Source organism: Evansella clarkii (genome assembly GCF_002019695.1).
In the GTDB taxonomy this organism is placed as follows: Bacteria; Bacillota; Bacilli; order Bacillales; family Salisediminibacteriaceae; genus Evansella; species Evansella clarkii.
The window spans coordinates 518,223-535,242 of the sequence record NZ_KV917376.1 but is presented as its reverse complement, the minus strand read 5'-3'; the positions used below and the strand labels follow the sequence as shown (position 1 = coordinate 535,242).

The following is a 17,020-nucleotide window of genomic DNA, read 5'->3' as shown; positions in this document are numbered from 1 at the left end:
TCATTTATAACTAAGGAGAAATCTTGCAATATAAAGGGAAAAGTCTTTCAGCCGTTTGAAAAGCGAGAGTACCGGGAGTGAAACTAACCGTATCTTTGCGTAAAAAAGAGAAGCCTTTAAAGATATTCTTCCCTCGGTACCCGGGGAGATGCTGATTGGCGGGGCAGTATTTAATCACCCTAAGGCAGCACATGTCCTCGTGTACCGAAAGAAAAAAAGAGAGTCTGCTGCATTAAGCAGACAGAGAATTCACGGAAGCAGGCTGCATAATCCGAAGTTCAGGTGAAAGGGAGTCAGGAGCTATGAAGTTAATCGTAATAGGTGGAGTTGCTGCAGGGATGTCGGCAGCATCTAAGCTTCGCCGGCTTAATCATGAAGCGGAAATCACAGTATACGAGAGAGGGCAGTTTCCTACATATGGCGCCTGTGGCCTTCCATATTATATTTCAGGAGAAAATGACGATTATCGCCGTATGATTGCCCGTTCTCAGGCTTACTTTGCTGAGAAAGGAATTGAAGTAAAATTAAGGCATGAAGTTGTAAAAGTAGATCCGGGAAAAAAGCAGATAATGGTAAGGAGTTTGGAAAGTAAAAGAGTTTTTCTGGAAAGCTATGATAAATTAATGATCTCTACTGGTACCACTCCCATTGTGCCTCCTTTTCCAGGCGGAGAATTAAAGGGGATCAGTGTGCTGAAGTCCATGGAGGACGGTATTCGTATTCGGGAGGATATTGAAAGGCCCGATATAAGGCGGGTAGCAATAATCGGCGGGGGCTATATCGGGGTGGAGATGGCAGAAGCCCTTTCTTTCCAAGGTAAAGAAGTCCGCATTATAGAAATGGCAGACCAAATACTTTCCCCCTTCGATAAGGAAGTAGCTGAAAAAGCGGAAGAAGAATTGATTAATAACGGAGTAAAACTTCATTTGGGTGAGAAGCTCGAAAGTTTTACAGGTACGCCATCTTCAGGAAACGTGTCTGAAATTGTTACTGATCGTGGTGTTTATGAAGCAGATTACGTAATTATGTCTCTTGGCGTAAGACCTGCGACGGCGTTTCTTAAAGGAACAGGGGTTCATCTTGCTTCAAACGGGGCTGTTATCGTAGACAGGGAAATGCGCACGAGCGTGGAAGATATATATGCAGCTGGGGATTGTGCGGTGGTATACCATAAGGTGAAACAGGAGAATGATTATATTCCTTTAGGAACTAATGCAAATAAGTGCGGCCGCCTGGCTGGTGCAAATATAGCTGGAAGCCATAAAAAATATACGGGAACTCTGGGCAGTGCGGCGATAAAGGTGTTCAGCCTCGAGATGGGGCGTACTGGATTGTCTGAGCCTGAAGCAAAGAGGCTTTCAATGGAAATTTCGACAGTGGTTATAGAATCTTCGGACCATCCTGGCTACTATCCGGGAGCGACGCCTCTTTGGATCAAACTTATTTGTGAGAAACGGAGCAGGCGTATCCTCGGAGCTCAGGTTGCCGGACCAAAAGGAGCGGTGTTACGCGTCGATACATTTGCTGTGGCTATCCATACCGGAATGACAGCAGATGAACTTGGAATGGTCGATTTATGCTACGCCCCGCCATTTGCCGGAGTTTGGGATGCGATCCATGTAGCCAGTAATGCGGTGAAATAAAATAGGAGGCTGATCTAATGTCTAAGAGAATGGGTACAGAGGAAGCGGTCCAGTCATTTGTGAAAGACGGAATGCTGCTCACATTCAGCGGCAACGCACTTCACCGGGCACCGATGTCGTTTATAAGAGAGATTGTAAGGCAGGAAAAAAAACAGCTGGAAGTTGCTAAGACAGCAGCCGCGTTAGATGTGGATTTATTATGTGCCTTTGGTCTTGTTTCAACCGTCCATGCTGGTTTTGTGAGTTATGAATCTGAATATGGGCTCGCCCAGCATTACCGCAAAGCCGTGGAGGCAGGAACTGTGACAGGGAATGAACATGCATGTTATACGGTGATCTGCGCACTCCGGGGAGCGGTAATGAATGTGCCGTTTATGCCGGTTCATGGTTTAAAGTACGGAGATCTGCTTGTGGAAAATGATTATTTCATGGTTGTGGAAAACCCTTTTGCAGAAGCGGAGGGAAAGCCCGCTGAATCAGTTACGTTAGTGAAAACTCTGCGCCCTGACCTTGCAGTTATCCATGCCCAGGTATGTGATGAAGATGGAAATACAATTATTGAGGGAGCTCAATACGAAGACATATTAATCAGCCGCGCGGCAAACAAGGTTATTGTAACAGCTGAAACGGTAGTGCCTGCAGGTCGGCTGATTCAGCGAAAGGACAGAATTGATATACCGGGATTTCTGGTCGATGCAGTGGTTCATATTCCTAATGGAGCTTCCCCGTGTTCGTGCGAGGGAAAGTATGAGGCTTCTGAGAAAGATATAAAACGCTTTATAGAAGCGGACAATAAGGAGGAGCTCCATGCGTGGGTAGATTCCTATGAGAGAAAAGACAGGGCACGCAATAGTTTATCGTATAAAGGGGGACTGGGGGCATGGCGATGATTAATGGAGGGCGCGTGCCTGGTAACCGGGAGTGGGAGACAGGCGACTTAATGACCTGTGTTATTGCGAGGTTGCTTAAAGACAAAGAAACGGTTTTCCATGGAGTCTCCTCACACATGCCCATGGTTGCTATGCAGCTTGCAAAAGCATTGCATGCTCCGGATTTAGTACACTTAAATATCCCAGGCGGAGTAAATCCTGATTCTTTACGGGATGTTTCCTATTCTTCGGCGGGACCAGAGCTGGTGAGGAGAGGAGAGTCTTATTTTTCCCTTGCTGACATTTTTGATTTATCTATGCGCGGAAAATTAGATGTAGCCTTCTTAGGAGGGGTTCAGTTTGATGCAAAAGGAAATGTGAACGCCTCTGCCATCGGCCCCTATAAAAAGCCAAAAGTACGACTTCCTGGTGGCGCGGGCAGTGCAGTACTTATTCCTACAGCCAAAAAAGCAATAATCTGGCGTACAAAGCATGATAAGCGGACATTTGTAGAGGATGTTGATTTTGTAACTACAAGGGGAAATCTGTGGAAAATAGTTACCCCCCTGTGTGTATTTGGTTACAAAAATGGCCGTGTTGTGCTTGATGCGATACATCCCAATATCACTTTTGAACAAGTGCAGGAAGCAACAGGTTTTGCTTTAAAGAATGAAAATATACTAGTGACAGAAGCTCCAACAAAAGAAGAGCTTGCGTTACTTCGCCGTATAGATCTCAAAAACCTCAGGTCGGTAGAGTTCAAATGAGGAAGGGTTAATTATCACTTTCGTTTTTCCGCATTTGTAAATACACTTTTAGTAAAACACCCTTAAGAAGGTGTTTTTTTTTGCAGTTGATTATGTTAATTCATATGGAAAACAAAATACAAGTTTGTTTGAACGCACTTGTCACACTGGTCGAGAAAACCGCACTCATTGTCCGAATGCATGTAAAACACAAATACAAGCATGTTAGTAAGCGCTTTCTACATTTCGTCACAATTTCGACACAATTAGACTTTCTGGTGGTATTATGAAAGCGTATTCAAAAAACGTATTTATAAATTAACATTCATATAAGGAAGAGGTGCTCCCAAATGATAACATTTTTAGTTTCTATCGCACTTTTAATCGTTGCTTATTTCACATACGGAAAATTCATTGAAAAGATTTTTGGCGTTAAAGAAACAAGGCAGACACCTGCTTACAGCATGAAAGACGGTGTTGACTATATACCAATGGGCACTAACCGGAACTCCCTGATCCAGCTGCTGAATATCGCAGGTGTGGGTCCTATCTTCGGACCGATCATGGGTGCTTTATACGGACCTGTAGCCTTTATCTGGATTGTACTCGGCTGTATTTTTGCCGGTGCTGTTCATGATTATCTTACTGGTATGATTTCCATCCGTAACAGAGGGGCTCATCTGCCGCAACTTGCAGGGAAGTTTCTTGGTAAAGCAATGAAGCACATCGTAAATGCGATTGCAGTTCTTCTTTTGCTGCTTGTTGGAACCGTTTTCGTAACTGCCCCGGCAGGACTGCTGTTTAACTTAATGAACGGATGGGTTACATTAGGAATTATTACTGGCGCAATTTTCGTTTACTATATTTTTGCAACATTACTTCCTGTTGATAAAATCATCGGACGGATTTATCCAATTCTCGGAGCGCTGCTGGTAATAAGTGCAATCGGTGTCGGTGTAATGCTGATTGGTACAGGAGCTCCGATTCCAGAACTGACTCTGACAAACATGCATCCAGGCGGAGACGCAATCTTCCCGCTGCTGATGATTACGATCGCATGTGGTGCCATTTCCGGTTTCCATGCGACACAGTCACCGATCATTTCAAGAACAACTCAGAATGAAAAAAGCGGACGCAGAATTTTTTACGGAATGATGATTGTTGAAGGTATTATCGCAATGATCTGGGCTGCTGCTGCAATGAGCCTTTTCTATGGACAAGATTTAAGCGAGCTTATCGCAACTGGCGGAGCTGGACTTGTAGTAAGCGAAGTAGCGTTCACGCTTCTGGGTGCTATCGGCGGAACACTTGCAGTACTTGGAGTAATCGTGCTTCCAATCACTTCCGGCGACACAGCTTTCCGTTCTGCGCGTATGATTATCGCGGACTATATCAAGCTTCCGCAGCTCAAAATCGCAAGCCGTCTCTGGATCGCACTTCCGTTATTCGTTATTTCTTTCATCCTTACTAACATGGACTTCACACTTCTGTGGAGATACTTCGGAGTAACGAACGCCGCGATCAGTGCAATTGCCCTGTTTGTCGGGGCAATGTACCTGGCAATTCAGATGAAGTTCCACTGGGTGGCGACAGTGCCGGCTGTCTTCATGACAATGGTATCCTTTACCTTCATCTTTAGTGCGCCAATCGGTTTTGGCCTGCCGATGACAACATCTTATATCCTTGCTGGAGTTGGCACAGTAATCGTTCTCGGACTGTTCGCTTACAAAGTGAAACTGAACCGGGCAATGGATAACTTTGAAATCGACGAGGACACATCTCAAGTAGCCTAACAAAGAGAATTCCAGGAGTACTAAGTCCGGTGAACATATGTTTATCGGCGAAAAATAAATATAGTTTTTAGAAAAAAGCTGTCTGCCAGAGTGCAGGCAGTTTTTTTCTGAATGGGCGGGGTCAGGACGGTGAAAAGCTCATGTATGAAAGGTGAGCACCGTCAGTGAATTCTACTTGGGCGGGGATTCATATTGAGAGGTAATGCAAGAAGGTCTCGAGTGCCCGTCCTTCCTCTGCTTCTTGCCCTATAGTTCATTTTCAGTTCATACTTCCCAGATATAATTGTGATAATCAAACGAGCTGGAACAGCCTTTTTAAGGAATCTTGCCTGGCCCCTACAGATTACCTGCTTTTCAGGGAGCTGGTTAACCATGCAGAGTAGCCACTGAAGCTGATTTAAGGAACTTTAATACAGCGGGATATTAGAAGAAAACAATATAACCTGGTTGAAGCGGGCCCATGGCTGTAAGAGGCTGTGTACCCGCTTTTATTTGTCACTAGGAGATTTATAAATACATATTAGTGAAAGAGAAGGCACAATGGGAGGGGATTTGCCTGTGATGAAGTATATGAAGAAAATTGCAGTAACAATTCTTGCGGGCGTGTTAATTTACATCTTTTATGCTTTCATTACAGGTGCGTTCATTTTTCAGTTCATTGCCCCTTCATCATCAGAAGGCCAGCAGAATACCAGTCTGGATAAAACGCAGTCGGACGATAGGGTATTCCATATAGAAGACAGGTACGAGGCGGGGCTTGCGAGAATTAATTTAATTGAAAATGCACAGGAAAAAATAGAACTTTCCTATTATACTGTACACCCTGGGTTATCAAGGGATATATTATTTTCAAGCATTATTGAAGCAGCTGACAGAGGGGTGAATGTTCGTATTCTGCTCGATGGGATGTTCCATGGCATAAAAGGCGAGGCAAAGTCAGCAGCCTATGCTTTTTCATATCATCCCAATATTGATATGAAGTTTTACGAGCCTTTTGATCCTGTTCGTCCATGGACATGGAACAATCGGCTGCACGATAAAATATTGATTGCTGATGATCAGATTGCTCTTATGGGCGGACGTAATATCGGAGATAAGTACTTTGGAAGGGAGGGGTATAACGGAGCTTCGAACGACAGGGATTTGGGTATTATTAATATGTGCGGCTGTAATGAAAGCACCATAACTGAAATAAGCAGTTACTATCAGTATGTCTGGGACCATGAATTTTCCCAGTATGCTTTTCCGGAATTATCGAAGAATAAAGAAGAGATGGCAATAGAAAAACTGGATGAATTACGTGAACTGCATGACTTTCACCTGAATGTATATAAGGAAGCTTTTAATAATGAGTCTGACTGGCTGGAACAGTCTGTCCCGGTTAATAACATTTCCTTCATCCATAACCCGGTGGTCAGAATGAATAAGGAACCATGGGTATGGAAGGAGATTACTTCATTAATAGAGAATGCCGAGGACTCTGTCCTCATGCAGAGTCCTTATATTATTCCAACAGAAGATATGCTACAGTATCTAAACCTTTCCCAGGTTAATGCTGCAGAAATAACCATCATAACCAATTCCCTGGCTGCAACACCCAATTTACTTGCATATTCCGGGTACAGAGAGTCACGGAATAAGATAGCTGCTTCAGAGGCAAAACTCTACGAGTACCAGGGTCCTGATGAATCCCTCCATGGAAAAACATTTATTATTGATGGCAGGATCAGTGTAGTAGGTTCTTTCAACCTGGATTCAAGAAGTACCTTTTTAAGCACAGAGGTAATGGTTGTAGTGGATAGTGAAGAATTTGCCGCAATGTTAATGAAGGAAATTGAGAAGGATATTAAATACAACAGTCTCCTTGTAGACGGAGACGGTTTATATAAGGAAAATGAGTTCACAGAGACAGAAGAGGTCCCCTGGATAAAAAGTACAGGAGTTTGGCTGCTCTCGTTGTTGACCCGTCATTTTACTTACCTTTTGTAATATCAGAACAAAGTACACTTGTAGTAACACTACTTTAAGCCTATATTTTAAGTGAAAAATATTGCGTTCGTAAGCTTAAGGTATTATACTTAAACTATATTCTTTATAAAGAACATTAAATCTTTAAAAAGAACGAAGGGGTTTTATACTTTATATTTGTGAGAGGGACGGTGCCTATGGAAGAGCAAATTACCGACTATATAAGCAGGCTGGAAATAAGAAGAGACCACCTTCTTAAGGAAATGAAAGAAGAGCAAACAGTGGAGCTAAGGTCTCTGACACTAGGGGAAATCAAGGCGATTGATCTCGTTATTAAGGAACTGACAACAGAATTCCTGACTGACAAAGAAGGGTCTAAGATTACTTAGGGTCTTCTTTATTTGTTTTCAGAAGACTAAACATTTATTAAACATGTTCTCAACCGAAAAAAGGGATTGACTAAAATAATAACAGGGTAAACGTTAAACAAATGTGAAAGGAGGACAACATGATATGTTATCCAGTCAGGAAAGCAACTCCGTTTTTGCAGAAAGCGACATAATTCATTTTCAGGAACGTATAAAGCCGGTGGCAAGCAAATGCTTAATTTATGGGGCATTATTTATTCCGCTTTTCTCCTTTACGATATTAATAATGTATTTTATCAGTCTTCTTCCTGCTGGTGACGGATTGATTGTTGTTTCTTCTACTGCTGCAGTTTCCGGACTTGCTATATATAAAGACAACAAGTATAAACATGAAAACTCCCAAGAGGATGAACAACTGGAATTTATAAAAGAAAGAATTGCAGGAAGTGGTTATATTCATGAAGATATAAAGGGAGATTACTTAGAAAAGGTGAGTACCTCACCATCTGAAGCTTCAAGATACTTCGCTGCATTTGTGCAACAGGAAGAAAGAATGAAAGAAATTATGCATGAGCAATTGTAACCTTCTGTTTTTAACAGGAGGTTTTTTATTTTCTTCTTATAATACATAGCATGGAATTCCGTTATGGGAGAGGTGTAAGTAATTGGCCACTGAATGACAGGACCGGAATAATTTTCGCTTCTGAAAAACAGCAAGGGGTTTGCCTTGTTGTTTCGTTGTAACTATGATAAATTAGTAAACCGGTTAGAAAAAAATACCTTAAAATTTATTGTTGCGCAGAATTAATCTGTGTGATATAGTTATATACGTCGCAGAGACACACTGGTTCACGGCACGAACAACTTATAAAGTTATTGAAAAAAGTTGTTGCACGGAATTAGTGAGTATGGTACAATGAATCTTGTCGCTGATAAAACAGCTGCTTACATTAATTACTGCAAACAACTCACAAGAAAAACTTCTTGAAAAAAGTTGTTGCACAGAACTTTCAGATGTGATACAATGATTCTTGTCGCCGAAACGACAACGAAACATTTGTTCTTTGAAAACTGAACAATAAGCCAAGCGAAGTGGGATATTTTAAATATCCCGTCAATCGAAAGAGTAATCTTTCAAATAAATGATGTCAGAGACATCAAACTCGTATCAATTTATTGGAGAGTTTGATCCTGGCTCAGGACGAACGCTGGCGGCGTGCCTAATACATGCAAGTCGAGCGCAGGAAACAGGCTGATCCCTTCGGGGTGATGCCTGTGGAATGAGCGGCGGACGGGTGAGTAACACGTGGGCAACCTGCCTTACAGACTGGGATAACTCCGGGAAACCGGGGCTAATACCGGATGATCAGAAGAACCGCATGGTTCTGCTGTAAAAGTTGGGACTTGTTCCTAACACTGTAAGATGGGCCCGCGGCGCATTAGCTAGTTGGTGAGGTAACGGCTCACCAAGGCGACGATGCGTAGCCGACCTGAGAGGGTGATCGGCCACACTGGAACTGAGACACGGTCCAGACTCCTACGGGAGGCAGCAGTAGGGAATCATCCGCAATGGGCGAAAGCCTGACGGTGCAACGCCGCGTGAACGATGAAGGTCTTCGGATTGTAAAGTTCTGTTGTCAGGGAAGAACACGTGCCGTTCGAACAGGGCGGCACCTTGACGGTACCTGACCAGAAAGCCCCGGCTAACTACGTGCCAGCAGCCGCGGTAATACGTAGGGGGCAAGCGTTGTCCGGAATTATTGGGCGTAAAGCGCGCGCAGGCGGTCTCTTAAGTCTGATGTGAAAGCCCACGGCTCAACCGTGGAGGGTCATTGGAAACTGGGGGACTTGAGTGTAGGAGAGGAAAGTGGAATTCCACGTGTAGCGGTGAAATGCGTAGATATGTGGAGGAACACCAGTGGCGAAGGCGACTTTCTGGCCTATAACTGACGCTGAGGCGCGAAAGCGTGGGGAGCAAACAGGATTAGATACCCTGGTAGTCCACGCCGTAAACGATGAGTGCTAGGTGTTAGGGGTTTCGATACCCTTAGTGCCGCAGTTAACACATTAAGCACTCCGCCTGGGGAGTACGGCCGCAAGGCTGAAACTCAAAGGAATTGACGGGGGCCCGCACAAGCAGTGGAGCATGTGGTTTAATTCGAAGCAACGCGAAGAACCTTACCAGGTCTTGACATCCTCTGACAACTCTGGAGACAGAGCGTTCCCCTTCGGGGGACAGAGTGACAGGTGGTGCATGGTTGTCGTCAGCTCGTGTCGTGAGATGTTGGGTTAAGTCCCGCAACGAGCGCAACCCTTGACCTTAGTTGCCAGCATTCAGTTGGGCACTCTAAGGTGACTGCCGGTGACAAACCGGAGGAAGGTGGGGATGACGTCAAATCATCATGCCCCTTATGACCTGGGCTACACACGTGCTACAATGGGTGGTACAAAGGGCAGCAAAGCCGCGAGGCCGAGCGAATCCCATAAAGCCACTCTCAGTTCGGATTGCAGGCTGCAACTCGCCTGCATGAAGCCGGAATTGCTAGTAATCGCGGATCAGCATGCCGCGGTGAATACGTTCCCGGGCCTTGTACACACCGCCCGTCACACCACGAGAGCTTGTAACACCCGAAGTCGGTGAGGTAACCTTTTGGAGCCAGCCGCCGAAGGTGGGACAGGTGATTGGGGTGAAGTCGTAACAAGGTATCCCTACCGGAAGGTGGGGATGGATCACCTCCTTTCTAAGGAGCTTAAAAGGCTCATACCTTTTTAAAGCTTCGCTTGAGCTTTTGTTCAGTTTTGAAGGAATAAATCCTTCAATTTAGAGACATACTTGTCTCATTATTGCCCTTTGAAAACTGGATAACGATTAACTGATTGATGATCACCGGTTGTTTTAATTAAAAGTGCAAACTTTTAACGAGTACAACCGAGTGTCTTAGATAAGGCTAAATGTAGACGCCATAATTGCGTAAAAAACCTTTTATTAAGGTTTTTGCAAGGAGAACCAAGGAGATCGAGGAAACAAGCTTTCGAGTGACTGAGCGTATACCAATACGCGACAGGAACGAGAAGGCGCAGTTGACGAAGATATCCGACGGTTATCTGCCGCAAAAACGGTTAAGTTAGAAAGGGCGCACGGTGAATGCCTTGGCACTAGGAGCCGACGAAGGACGGGACGAACACCGATATGCTTCGGGGAGCTGTAAGTAAGCTTTGATCCGGAGATTTCCGAATGGGGGAACCCACTGCCTGTAATGAGGCAGTATCCATACCTGAATACATAGGGTATGAGAAGGCAGACCTGGGGAACTGAAACATCTTAGTACCCAGAGGAAGAGAAAGCAAATGCGATTTCCTGAGTAGCGGCGAGCGAAACGGAATCAGCCCAAACCAGAAGGCTTGCCTTCTGGGGTTGTAGGACACTCCATACGGAGTTACAAAGAAACAGCGTAGGTGAAGCGACCTGGAAAGGTCCGCGGGACAAGGTAACAGCCCTGTAGCCGAAACGTTGTTTCCTCCGGAGTGTATCCTGAGTACGGCGGGACACGTGAAACCCCGTCGGAATCCGGGAGGACCATCTCCCAAGGCTAAATACTCCCTAGTGACCGATAGTGAACCAGTACCGTGAGGGAAAGGTGAAAAGCACCCCGGGAGGGGAGTGAAAGAGATCCTGAAACCGTGTGCCTACAAGTAGTTGGAGCCCGTTCATGGGTGACAGCGTGCCTTTTGTAGAATGAACCGGCGAGTTACGATAACGTGCGAGGTTAAGTTGAAGAGACGGAGCCGCAGCGAAAGCGAGTCTGAACAGGGCGCTATAGTACGTTGTTGTAGACCCGAAACCGTGTGATCTACCCATGTCCAGGGTGAAGTCCAGGTAACACTGGATGGAGGCCCGAACCCACGCACGTTGAAAAGTGCGGGGATGAGGTGTGGGTAGGGGTGAAATGCCAATCGAACACGGAGATAGCTGGTTCTCCCCGAAATAGCTTTAGGGCTAGCCTCGAGGGAAGAGTGTTGGAGGTAGAGCACTGATTGGACTAGGGGTCCCCACAGGATTACCGAATTCAGTCAAACTCCGAATGCCAATCACTTATCCTCGGGAGTCAGACTGCGAGTGCTAAGATCCGTAGTCAAGAGGGAAACAGCCCAGACCATCAGCTAAGGTCCCCAAGTATACGTTAAGTGGAGAAGGATGTGGAGTTGCTTAGACAACCAGGATGTTGGCTTAGAAGCAGCCACCATTGAAAGAGTGCGTAATAGCTCACTGGTCGAGTGACTCTGCGCCGAAAATGTACCGGGGCTAAACGTATCACCGAAGCTATGGATTGTCCTTACGGACAGTGGTAGGGGAGCGTTCCAAGGGCTGTGAAGCATGACCGGAAGGACATGTGGAGCGTTTGGAAGTGAGAATGCCGGTATGAGTAGCGAAAAGAGGGGTGAGAATCCCCTCCGTCGAAAGCCTAAGGTTTCCTGAGGAAGGCTCGTCCGCTCAGGGTTAGTCGGGACCTAAGCCGAGGCCGAAAGGCGTAGGCGATGGAAAACAGGTGGAAATTCCTGTACCACCACGTCACCATTTGAGCAATGGGGGGACGCAGGAAGGCAGGGAATCGCGCTGATGGATATGCGCGTCCAAGCAGTTAGGCTGGCAAACAGGCAAATCCGTTTGCCATAAGGCTGAGCTGTGATGGCGAGGGAAATTTAAGTACCGAAGTTCCTGTACCTACACTGCCTAGAAAAGCCTCTAGCGAGGTGACTGGTGCCCGTACCGCAAACCGACACAGGTAGGCGGGAAGAGAATTCTAAGACGCGCGGGAGAACTCTCGTTAAGGAACTCGGCAAAATGACCCCGTAACTTCGGGAGAAGGGGTGCTCTGATAGGGTGCAAGCCCGAGAGAGCCGCAGTGAATAGGCCCAAACGACTGTTTATCAAAAACACAGGTCTCTGCCAAGCCGCAAGGCGACGTATAGGGGCTGACACCTGCCCGGTGCTGGAAGGTTAAGAGGAGGGGTTATCCCGTAAGGGAGAAGCTCTGAATTGAAGCCCCAGTAAACGGCGGCCGTAACTATAACGGTCCTAAGGTAGCGAAATTCCTTGTCGGGTAAGTTCCGACCCGCACGAAAGGTGCAACGATTTGGGCACTGTCTCAACGAGAGACCCGGTGAAATTATATTACCTGTGAAGATGCAGGTTACCCGCGACAGGACGGAAAGACCCCATGGAGCTTTACTGCAGCTTGATATTGGATTTTGGTACAGCTTGTACAGGATAGGTAGGAGCCTTGGAAACCGGAGCGCCAGCTTCGGTGGAGGCATTGGTGGGATACTACCCTGGCTGTACTGAAATTCTAACCTCGGACCGTGATCCGGTTCAGGGACAGTGTCAGGCGGGCAGTTTGACTGGGGCGGTCGCCTCCTAAAAGGTAACGGAGGCGCCCAAAGGTTCCCTCAGAATGGTTGGAAATCATTCGCAGAGTGCAAAGGCATAAGGGAGCTTGACTGCGAGACATACAGGTCGAGCAGGGACGAAAGTCGGGCTTAGTGATCCGGCGGCACCGTATGGAAGGGCCGTCGCTCAACGGATAAAAGCTACCCTGGGGATAACAGGCTAATCTCCCCCAAGAGTCCACATCGACGGGGAGGTTTGGCACCTCGATGTCGGCTCATCGCATCCTGGGGCTGAAGTAGGTCCCAAGGGTTGGGCTGTTCGCCCATTAAAGCGGTACGCGAGCTGGGTTCAGAACGTCGTGAGACAGTTCGGTCCCTATCCGTCGCGGGCGCAGGAAATTTGAGAGGAGCTGTCCTTAGTACGAGAGGACCGGGATGGACACACCGCTGGTGTACCAGTTGTTCCGCCAGGAGCATCGCTGGGTAGCTACGTGTGGAAGGGATAAGTGCTGAAAGCATCTAAGCATGAAGCCCCCCTCAAGATGAGATTTCCCATCACTTTATGTGAGTAAGATCCCTCAGAGAAGATGAGGTAGATAGGTCTCGTGTGGACGCATGGCGACATGTGAAGCTGAGAGATACTAATCGATCGAGGACTTAACCAATAAGTCTTACTAAGCAAGATCACCAATCAGAAAAAAGTTATCCAGTTTTGAGAGGGCAACACGAAAAGCGTAAGCGGCCTCGTATACGAGCGACAAGCACTGGAGGACCGGAAAGAAGAAGCAAGCATTTAAGCTTCGATTGACGGACCGAAGTGACCTCGAACGAGTAGGCGCTGAAGCTAGACACCTTTCAATTACATAGTCCAGTGACGACAGCGAAGAGGCCACACCCGTTCCCATGCCGAACACGGAAGTTAAGCTCTTCAGCGCCGATGGTAGTTGGGGGCTCTCCCCCTGTGAGAGTAGGACGTCGCTGGGCAGACCGGGGCTAACTATGTTAGTCCCGTTTCTATCGGGGCCTTAGCTCAGCTGGGAGAGCGCCTGCCTTGCACGCAGGAGGTCAGCGGTTCGATCCCGCTAGGCTCCACCATATTTTAAAAATATTTTCTGTAATTATATGGCGGTGTAGCTCAGCTGGCTAGAGCGTACGGTTCATACCCGTGAGGTCGGGGGTTCGATCCCCTCCGCCGCTACCAAAATTATGGACCCTTAGCTCAGTTGGTTAGAGCAACCGGCTCATAACCGGTTGGTCGTAGGTTCGAGTCCTACAGGGTCCACCATTTTCTAAGTCATTCGAAACTTTCATATCGTCGCGGGGTGGAGCAGTCTGGTAGCTCGTCGGGCTCATAACCCGAAGGTCGATGGTTCAAATCCGTCCCCCGCAACCAAGGTCCCGTGGTGTAGCGGTTAACATGCCTGCCTGTCACGCAGGAGATCGCGGGTTCGATTCCCGTCGGGACCGCCATTTTTAATTTAACAAATTTAAGGCTCGGTAGCTCAGTCGGTAGAGCAACGGACTGAAAATCCGTGTGTCGGCGGTTCGATTCCGTCCCGAGCCACCATTTTTTAGTTTTATAAGTGTGGAGGGGTAGCGAAGTGGCTAAACGCGGCGGACTGTAAATCCGCTCCCTCCGGGTTCGGCGGTTCGAATCCGTCCCCCTCCACCATTTTATTAAGGCGGTTGTGGCGAAGTGGTTAACGCACCGGATTGTGGTTCCGGCATTCGTGGGTTCGATTCCCATCAGCCGCCCCATATTTATTAATGGGCTATAGCCAAGCGGTAAGGCACCGGATTTTGATTCCGTGATTCGCAGGTTCGAATCCTGCTAGCCCAGCCAATATTAAGCGGGAGTAGTTCAGTGGTAGAACACCACCTTGCCAAGGTGGGGGTCGCGAGTTCGAATCTCGTCTTCCGCTCCAATATTTCATGGCGGCATAGCCAAGTGGTAAGGCACGGGTCTGCAAAACCCTTATGCCCCGGTTCGAATCCGGGTGCCGCCTCCATTTTCACTAATCTTTTTAACCTCTAGCCGGGGTGGTGGAATTGGCAGACACACAGGACTTAAAATCCTGCGGTAGGTGACTACCGTGCCGGTTCAAGTCCGGCCCTCGGCACCAAATACAATTGCTGGTATTAGTACGTAGGGGTTCAATCTCCTTTAGCCAGGTCAATTAAGAGAAAACGGGAAGTGGCTCAGCTTGGTAGAGCACCTGGTTTGGGACCAGGGGGTCGCAGGTTCAAATCCTGTCTTCCCGACCATTGCACTTATTTTAGACAAGCTAAAGCTATATATTCTCAATAATATGCGGGTGTAGTTTAGTGGTAAAACCTCAGCCTTCCAAGCTGATGTCGTGAGTTCGATTCTCATCACCCGCTCCAAATTTAACCTCTTGCACAATTCATAGATACATGGTAGACTTACAATTGCTGCTTGAGGGCCTGTAGCTCAGCTGGTTAGAGCGCACGCCTGATAAGCGTGAGGTCGGTGGTTCGAGTCCACTCAGGCCCACCATAGTTATTCCACAGTAGCTCAGTTGGTAGAGCAATCGGCTGTTAACCGATCGGTCGCAGGTTCGAGTCCTGCCTGTGGAGCCACGGAGGAATACCCAAGTCTGGCTGAAGGGATCGGTCTTGAAAACCGACAGGGGTGTCAAAGCCCGCGGGGGTTCGAATCCCTCTTCCTCCGCCATAATAACTTAAATTATAGCTTTTATTAATTAGTTGGCCCGTTGGTCAAGTGGTTAAGACACCGCCCTTTCACGGCGGTAACACGGGTTCGAATCCCGTACGGGTCACCACTTACTGGAGGATTAGCTCAGTTGGGAGAGCACCTGCCTTACAAGCAGGGGGTCGGCGGTTCGAGCCCGTCATCCTCCACCAATTTTGCTGGCCTAGCTCAATTGGTAGAGCAACTGACTTGTAATCAGTAGGTTGGGGGTTCAAGTCCTCTGGCCAGCACCAGTAAGAGCCATTAGCTCAGTTGGTAGAGCATCTGACTTTTAATCAGAGGGTCGAAGGTTCGAGTCCTTCATGGCTCACCATTTTTTATATTGCGGGTGTGGCGGAATTGGCAGACGCGCTAGAATCAGGCTCTAGTGTCTTAACAGACGTGGGGGTTCGACTCCCTTCACCCGCACCAAACTTAGATTCCAGGTATAATTACTCTGCGAGCGCCCTTAGCTCAGCAGGATAGAGCGACAGCCTCCTAAGCTGTAGGCCAGAGGTTCGAATCCTCTAGGGCGCGCCAAGGAACCTAATAATATAATTAACAGCTTTTTAATACATACTTGTTATTCTCTTTTAAGAGTATAGAGGCTGTCCCAAAAGGTCGCTAAATTGCGATCTTTAAAGGACAGCCTCTTTTTGTAAGCTTTTTTTAGTTAATTTTTCGAGAGTCGAAGGCCTCTTACCCTGCCTTTGGCTCTCTTTTTATTTCTTTTTGTTCCTTCAACCTCAGATGTGTTTCCCATTTTAGAAAGTTATGGGCAATACAAAGAAGACCCCATTCCAGCGTCGTTTTGGAAAGGCCTCTCAGATGGAACCGATTAAAGCCTCGGTTATATTTAATTTGTCCAAAAACCGGCTCTACGTCACACTTTCTCCGCCGGTAAAGCTGACTTCCTGTTTCTGTCTGAAGCCGTTCCCGAACCTGCCTTCGCTGTTCCTGATTCTTCATAGACACACTAATCGTTTTCGTATCTTTTCCTTTAGCGCATACTTCCTGGAAAGGACAGCCGTGGCAATCCACGCACCGGTAAACACGTTTGATCGTCGTATAACCGTTTTCTGTTTTTCGATTAGAATTATACTGAAACGTAAGACGCTTATTATTAGCGCAATTCCACTCGTCTTCCTCTTCATCATATTGGAGGTTCTCCACCCGACCGATCTGATCTTTAAACTTTTTGGTCTGTTCCTTATCCAGTGTACTGTATTTCACATAGGCTTCTATCTTCTTCTCTTTACAAAAGGAGTAGTTTTCCTCACTTCCATAGCCTGAATCGGCGATCAGGTTGTTGGGAAGTCGGCGACCGTATTTTTCCAGTAAATCGAAGTGTGGTTTCAGGCAGCCTGGATCTCCAGCTCGCTGATGAAGGCTAAATCCGGTGATAAACTGGTTTTCTGTCCCTGTCTGTACATTGTAGCCTGGCTTAAGCTGGCCGTTACGCATGTGGTCATCCTTCATTCTCATGAAACTCGCATCAGTGTCGGTTTTAGAGTAACTGTTTCGGCCGTTCA

The 17,020-nt window shown here is 47.0% G+C and carries 8 protein-coding genes, 23 tRNA genes and 3 rRNA genes; 33 read left to right on the top strand and 1 reads right to left on the bottom strand.

All coding sequences use genetic code 11. From position 1 onward, the window contains the following. Positions 1–302 precede the first annotated feature (302 nt). The 33 genes from BK582_RS02415 to BK582_RS02255 all read left to right on the top strand — a co-directional run bounded on the left by BK582_RS02415 (position 303) and on the right by BK582_RS02255 (position 16,028). Entirely contained in the window at positions 303–1,643 is a 1,341-nt protein-coding gene (locus tag BK582_RS02415) for a CoA-disulfide reductase (RefSeq protein WP_078592802.1), read from the top strand. A gap of 17 nt (positions 1,644–1,660) precedes the next feature. Next, positions 1,661–2,533: a CoA transferase subunit A gene (locus tag BK582_RS02410; protein WP_078592801.1), complete on the top strand. Its 873-nt coding sequence runs from the start codon at positions 1,661–1,663 to the stop codon at positions 2,531–2,533. After that, positions 2,524–3,279, top strand: coding sequence for a CoA-transferase subunit beta (locus BK582_RS02405; protein ID WP_244895323.1), 756 nt, complete (start codon positions 2,524–2,526; stop codon positions 3,277–3,279). Before BK582_RS02410 ends, BK582_RS02405 begins: the two co-directional genes overlap by 10 nt. A 329-nt stretch (positions 3,280–3,608) precedes the next feature. After that, a complete protein-coding gene (locus BK582_RS02400) occupies positions 3,609–5,051 on the top strand; it encodes a carbon starvation CstA family protein (RefSeq protein ID WP_078592800.1) in 1,443 nt (480 codons plus the stop codon). A 561-nt stretch (positions 5,052–5,612) separates the two neighbouring features. Further along, entirely contained in the window at positions 5,613–7,040 is a 1,428-nt protein-coding gene (locus BK582_RS02395) for a phospholipase D family protein (protein WP_244895481.1), read from the top strand. A gap of 176 nt (positions 7,041–7,216) precedes the next feature. After that, positions 7,217–7,408: a hypothetical protein gene (locus tag BK582_RS02390; RefSeq protein WP_078592798.1), complete on the top strand. Its 192-nt coding sequence runs from the start codon at positions 7,217–7,219 to the stop codon at positions 7,406–7,408. 124 nt (positions 7,409–7,532) lie between these two features. After that, complete coding sequence (locus BK582_RS02385) at positions 7,533–7,970, top strand: DUF5392 family protein (RefSeq protein ID WP_078592797.1); 438 nt, start codon at positions 7,533–7,535, stop codon at positions 7,968–7,970. A gap of 590 nt (positions 7,971–8,560) precedes the next feature. Continuing rightward, a 16S ribosomal RNA gene (locus BK582_RS02380) occupies positions 8,561–10,128 on the top strand. Positions 10,129–10,505: 377 nt separating this feature from the next. Next, positions 10,506–13,440 (top strand): 23S ribosomal RNA (locus BK582_RS02375). A 202-nt stretch (positions 13,441–13,642) separates the two neighbouring features. After that, a 5S ribosomal RNA gene (gene rrf / locus BK582_RS02370) occupies positions 13,643–13,759 on the top strand. The 16S, 23S and 5S rRNA genes sit together here with 23 tRNA genes alongside, the layout of an rRNA operon. A gap of 35 nt (positions 13,760–13,794) precedes the next feature. Continuing rightward, positions 13,795–13,870 (top strand) — tRNA-Ala (locus BK582_RS02365). A gap of 29 nt (positions 13,871–13,899) precedes the next feature. Further along, positions 13,900–13,976 (top strand) — tRNA-Met (locus tag BK582_RS02360). A gap of 7 nt (positions 13,977–13,983) precedes the next feature. Then, positions 13,984–14,060: transfer RNA gene (locus tag BK582_RS02355), tRNA-Ile, on the top strand. 31 nt (positions 14,061–14,091) lie between these two features. Continuing rightward, a tRNA-Met gene (locus tag BK582_RS02350) sits at positions 14,092–14,168 on the top strand. A 1-nt stretch (position 14,169) separates the two neighbouring features. Beyond that, positions 14,170–14,245: transfer RNA gene (locus tag BK582_RS02345), tRNA-Asp, on the top strand. Between the two features lie 21 nt (positions 14,246–14,266). Continuing rightward, positions 14,267–14,342 (top strand) — tRNA-Phe (locus tag BK582_RS02340). 20 nt (positions 14,343–14,362) lie between these two features. Further along, positions 14,363–14,447: transfer RNA gene (locus BK582_RS02335), tRNA-Tyr, on the top strand. Positions 14,448–14,457: 10 nt separating this feature from the next. Further along, positions 14,458–14,533: transfer RNA gene (locus BK582_RS02330), tRNA-His, on the top strand. Positions 14,534–14,543: 10 nt separating this feature from the next. Continuing rightward, a tRNA-Gln gene (locus BK582_RS02325) sits at positions 14,544–14,618 on the top strand. Positions 14,619–14,625: 7 nt separating this feature from the next. Further along, positions 14,626–14,700, top strand: a tRNA-Gly gene (locus BK582_RS02320). Positions 14,701–14,709: 9 nt separating this feature from the next. Further along, positions 14,710–14,784, top strand: a tRNA-Cys gene (locus BK582_RS02315). 25 nt (positions 14,785–14,809) lie between these two features. After that, positions 14,810–14,898, top strand: a tRNA-Leu gene (locus BK582_RS02310). 65 nt (positions 14,899–14,963) lie between these two features. Next, positions 14,964–15,040: transfer RNA gene (locus BK582_RS02305), tRNA-Pro, on the top strand. A 46-nt stretch (positions 15,041–15,086) separates the two neighbouring features. After that, positions 15,087–15,160 (top strand) — tRNA-Gly (locus tag BK582_RS02300). Between the two features lie 56 nt (positions 15,161–15,216). After that, positions 15,217–15,293: transfer RNA gene (locus BK582_RS02295), tRNA-Ile, on the top strand. 7 nt (positions 15,294–15,300) lie between these two features. Further along, positions 15,301–15,376: transfer RNA gene (locus BK582_RS02290), tRNA-Asn, on the top strand. A gap of 1 nt (position 15,377) precedes the next feature. Next, positions 15,378–15,470 (top strand) — tRNA-Ser (locus BK582_RS02285). Between the two features lie 34 nt (positions 15,471–15,504). Beyond that, positions 15,505–15,579, top strand: a tRNA-Glu gene (locus BK582_RS02280). Positions 15,580–15,585: 6 nt separating this feature from the next. Further along, positions 15,586–15,661, top strand: a tRNA-Val gene (locus BK582_RS02275). A 5-nt stretch (positions 15,662–15,666) separates the two neighbouring features. Beyond that, positions 15,667–15,742 (top strand) — tRNA-Thr (locus BK582_RS02270). A 4-nt stretch (positions 15,743–15,746) separates the two neighbouring features. Beyond that, positions 15,747–15,822 (top strand) — tRNA-Lys (locus BK582_RS02265). 11 nt (positions 15,823–15,833) lie between these two features. Continuing rightward, positions 15,834–15,920 (top strand) — tRNA-Leu (locus tag BK582_RS02260). A gap of 31 nt (positions 15,921–15,951) precedes the next feature. After that, positions 15,952–16,028: transfer RNA gene (locus BK582_RS02255), tRNA-Arg, on the top strand. Positions 16,029–16,187: 159 nt separating this feature from the next. On the opposite strand, the gene BK582_RS02250 is transcribed toward BK582_RS02255, so the two are convergent. Further along, the coding region (locus BK582_RS02250) for a transposase (RefSeq protein WP_139368304.1) at positions 16,188–17,020 on the bottom strand (833 nt) is incomplete at its 5' end.

What these genes read in the sequence shown, in the direction of transcription:
- BK582_RS02415 (WP_078592802.1), top strand. Translation starts at nt 303, where the DNA reads ATGAAGTTAATCGTAATAGGTGGAGTTGCTGCAGGGATGTCGGCAGCA.
- BK582_RS02410 (WP_078592801.1), top strand. Translation starts at nt 1,661, where the DNA reads ATGTCTAAGAGAATGGGTACAGAGGAAGCGGTCCAGTCATTTGTGAAA.
- BK582_RS02405 (WP_244895323.1), top strand. Translation starts at nt 2,524, where the DNA reads ATGGCGATGATTAATGGAGGGCGCGTGCCTGGTAACCGGGAGTGGGAG.
- BK582_RS02400 (WP_078592800.1), top strand. Translation starts at nt 3,609, where the DNA reads ATGATAACATTTTTAGTTTCTATCGCACTTTTAATCGTTGCTTATTTC.
- BK582_RS02395 (WP_244895481.1), top strand. Translation starts at nt 5,613, where the DNA reads ATGAAGTATATGAAGAAAATTGCAGTAACAATTCTTGCGGGCGTGTTA.
- BK582_RS02390 (WP_078592798.1), top strand. Translation starts at nt 7,217, where the DNA reads ATGGAAGAGCAAATTACCGACTATATAAGCAGGCTGGAAATAAGAAGA.
- BK582_RS02385 (WP_078592797.1), top strand. Translation starts at nt 7,533, where the DNA reads ATGTTATCCAGTCAGGAAAGCAACTCCGTTTTTGCAGAAAGCGACATA.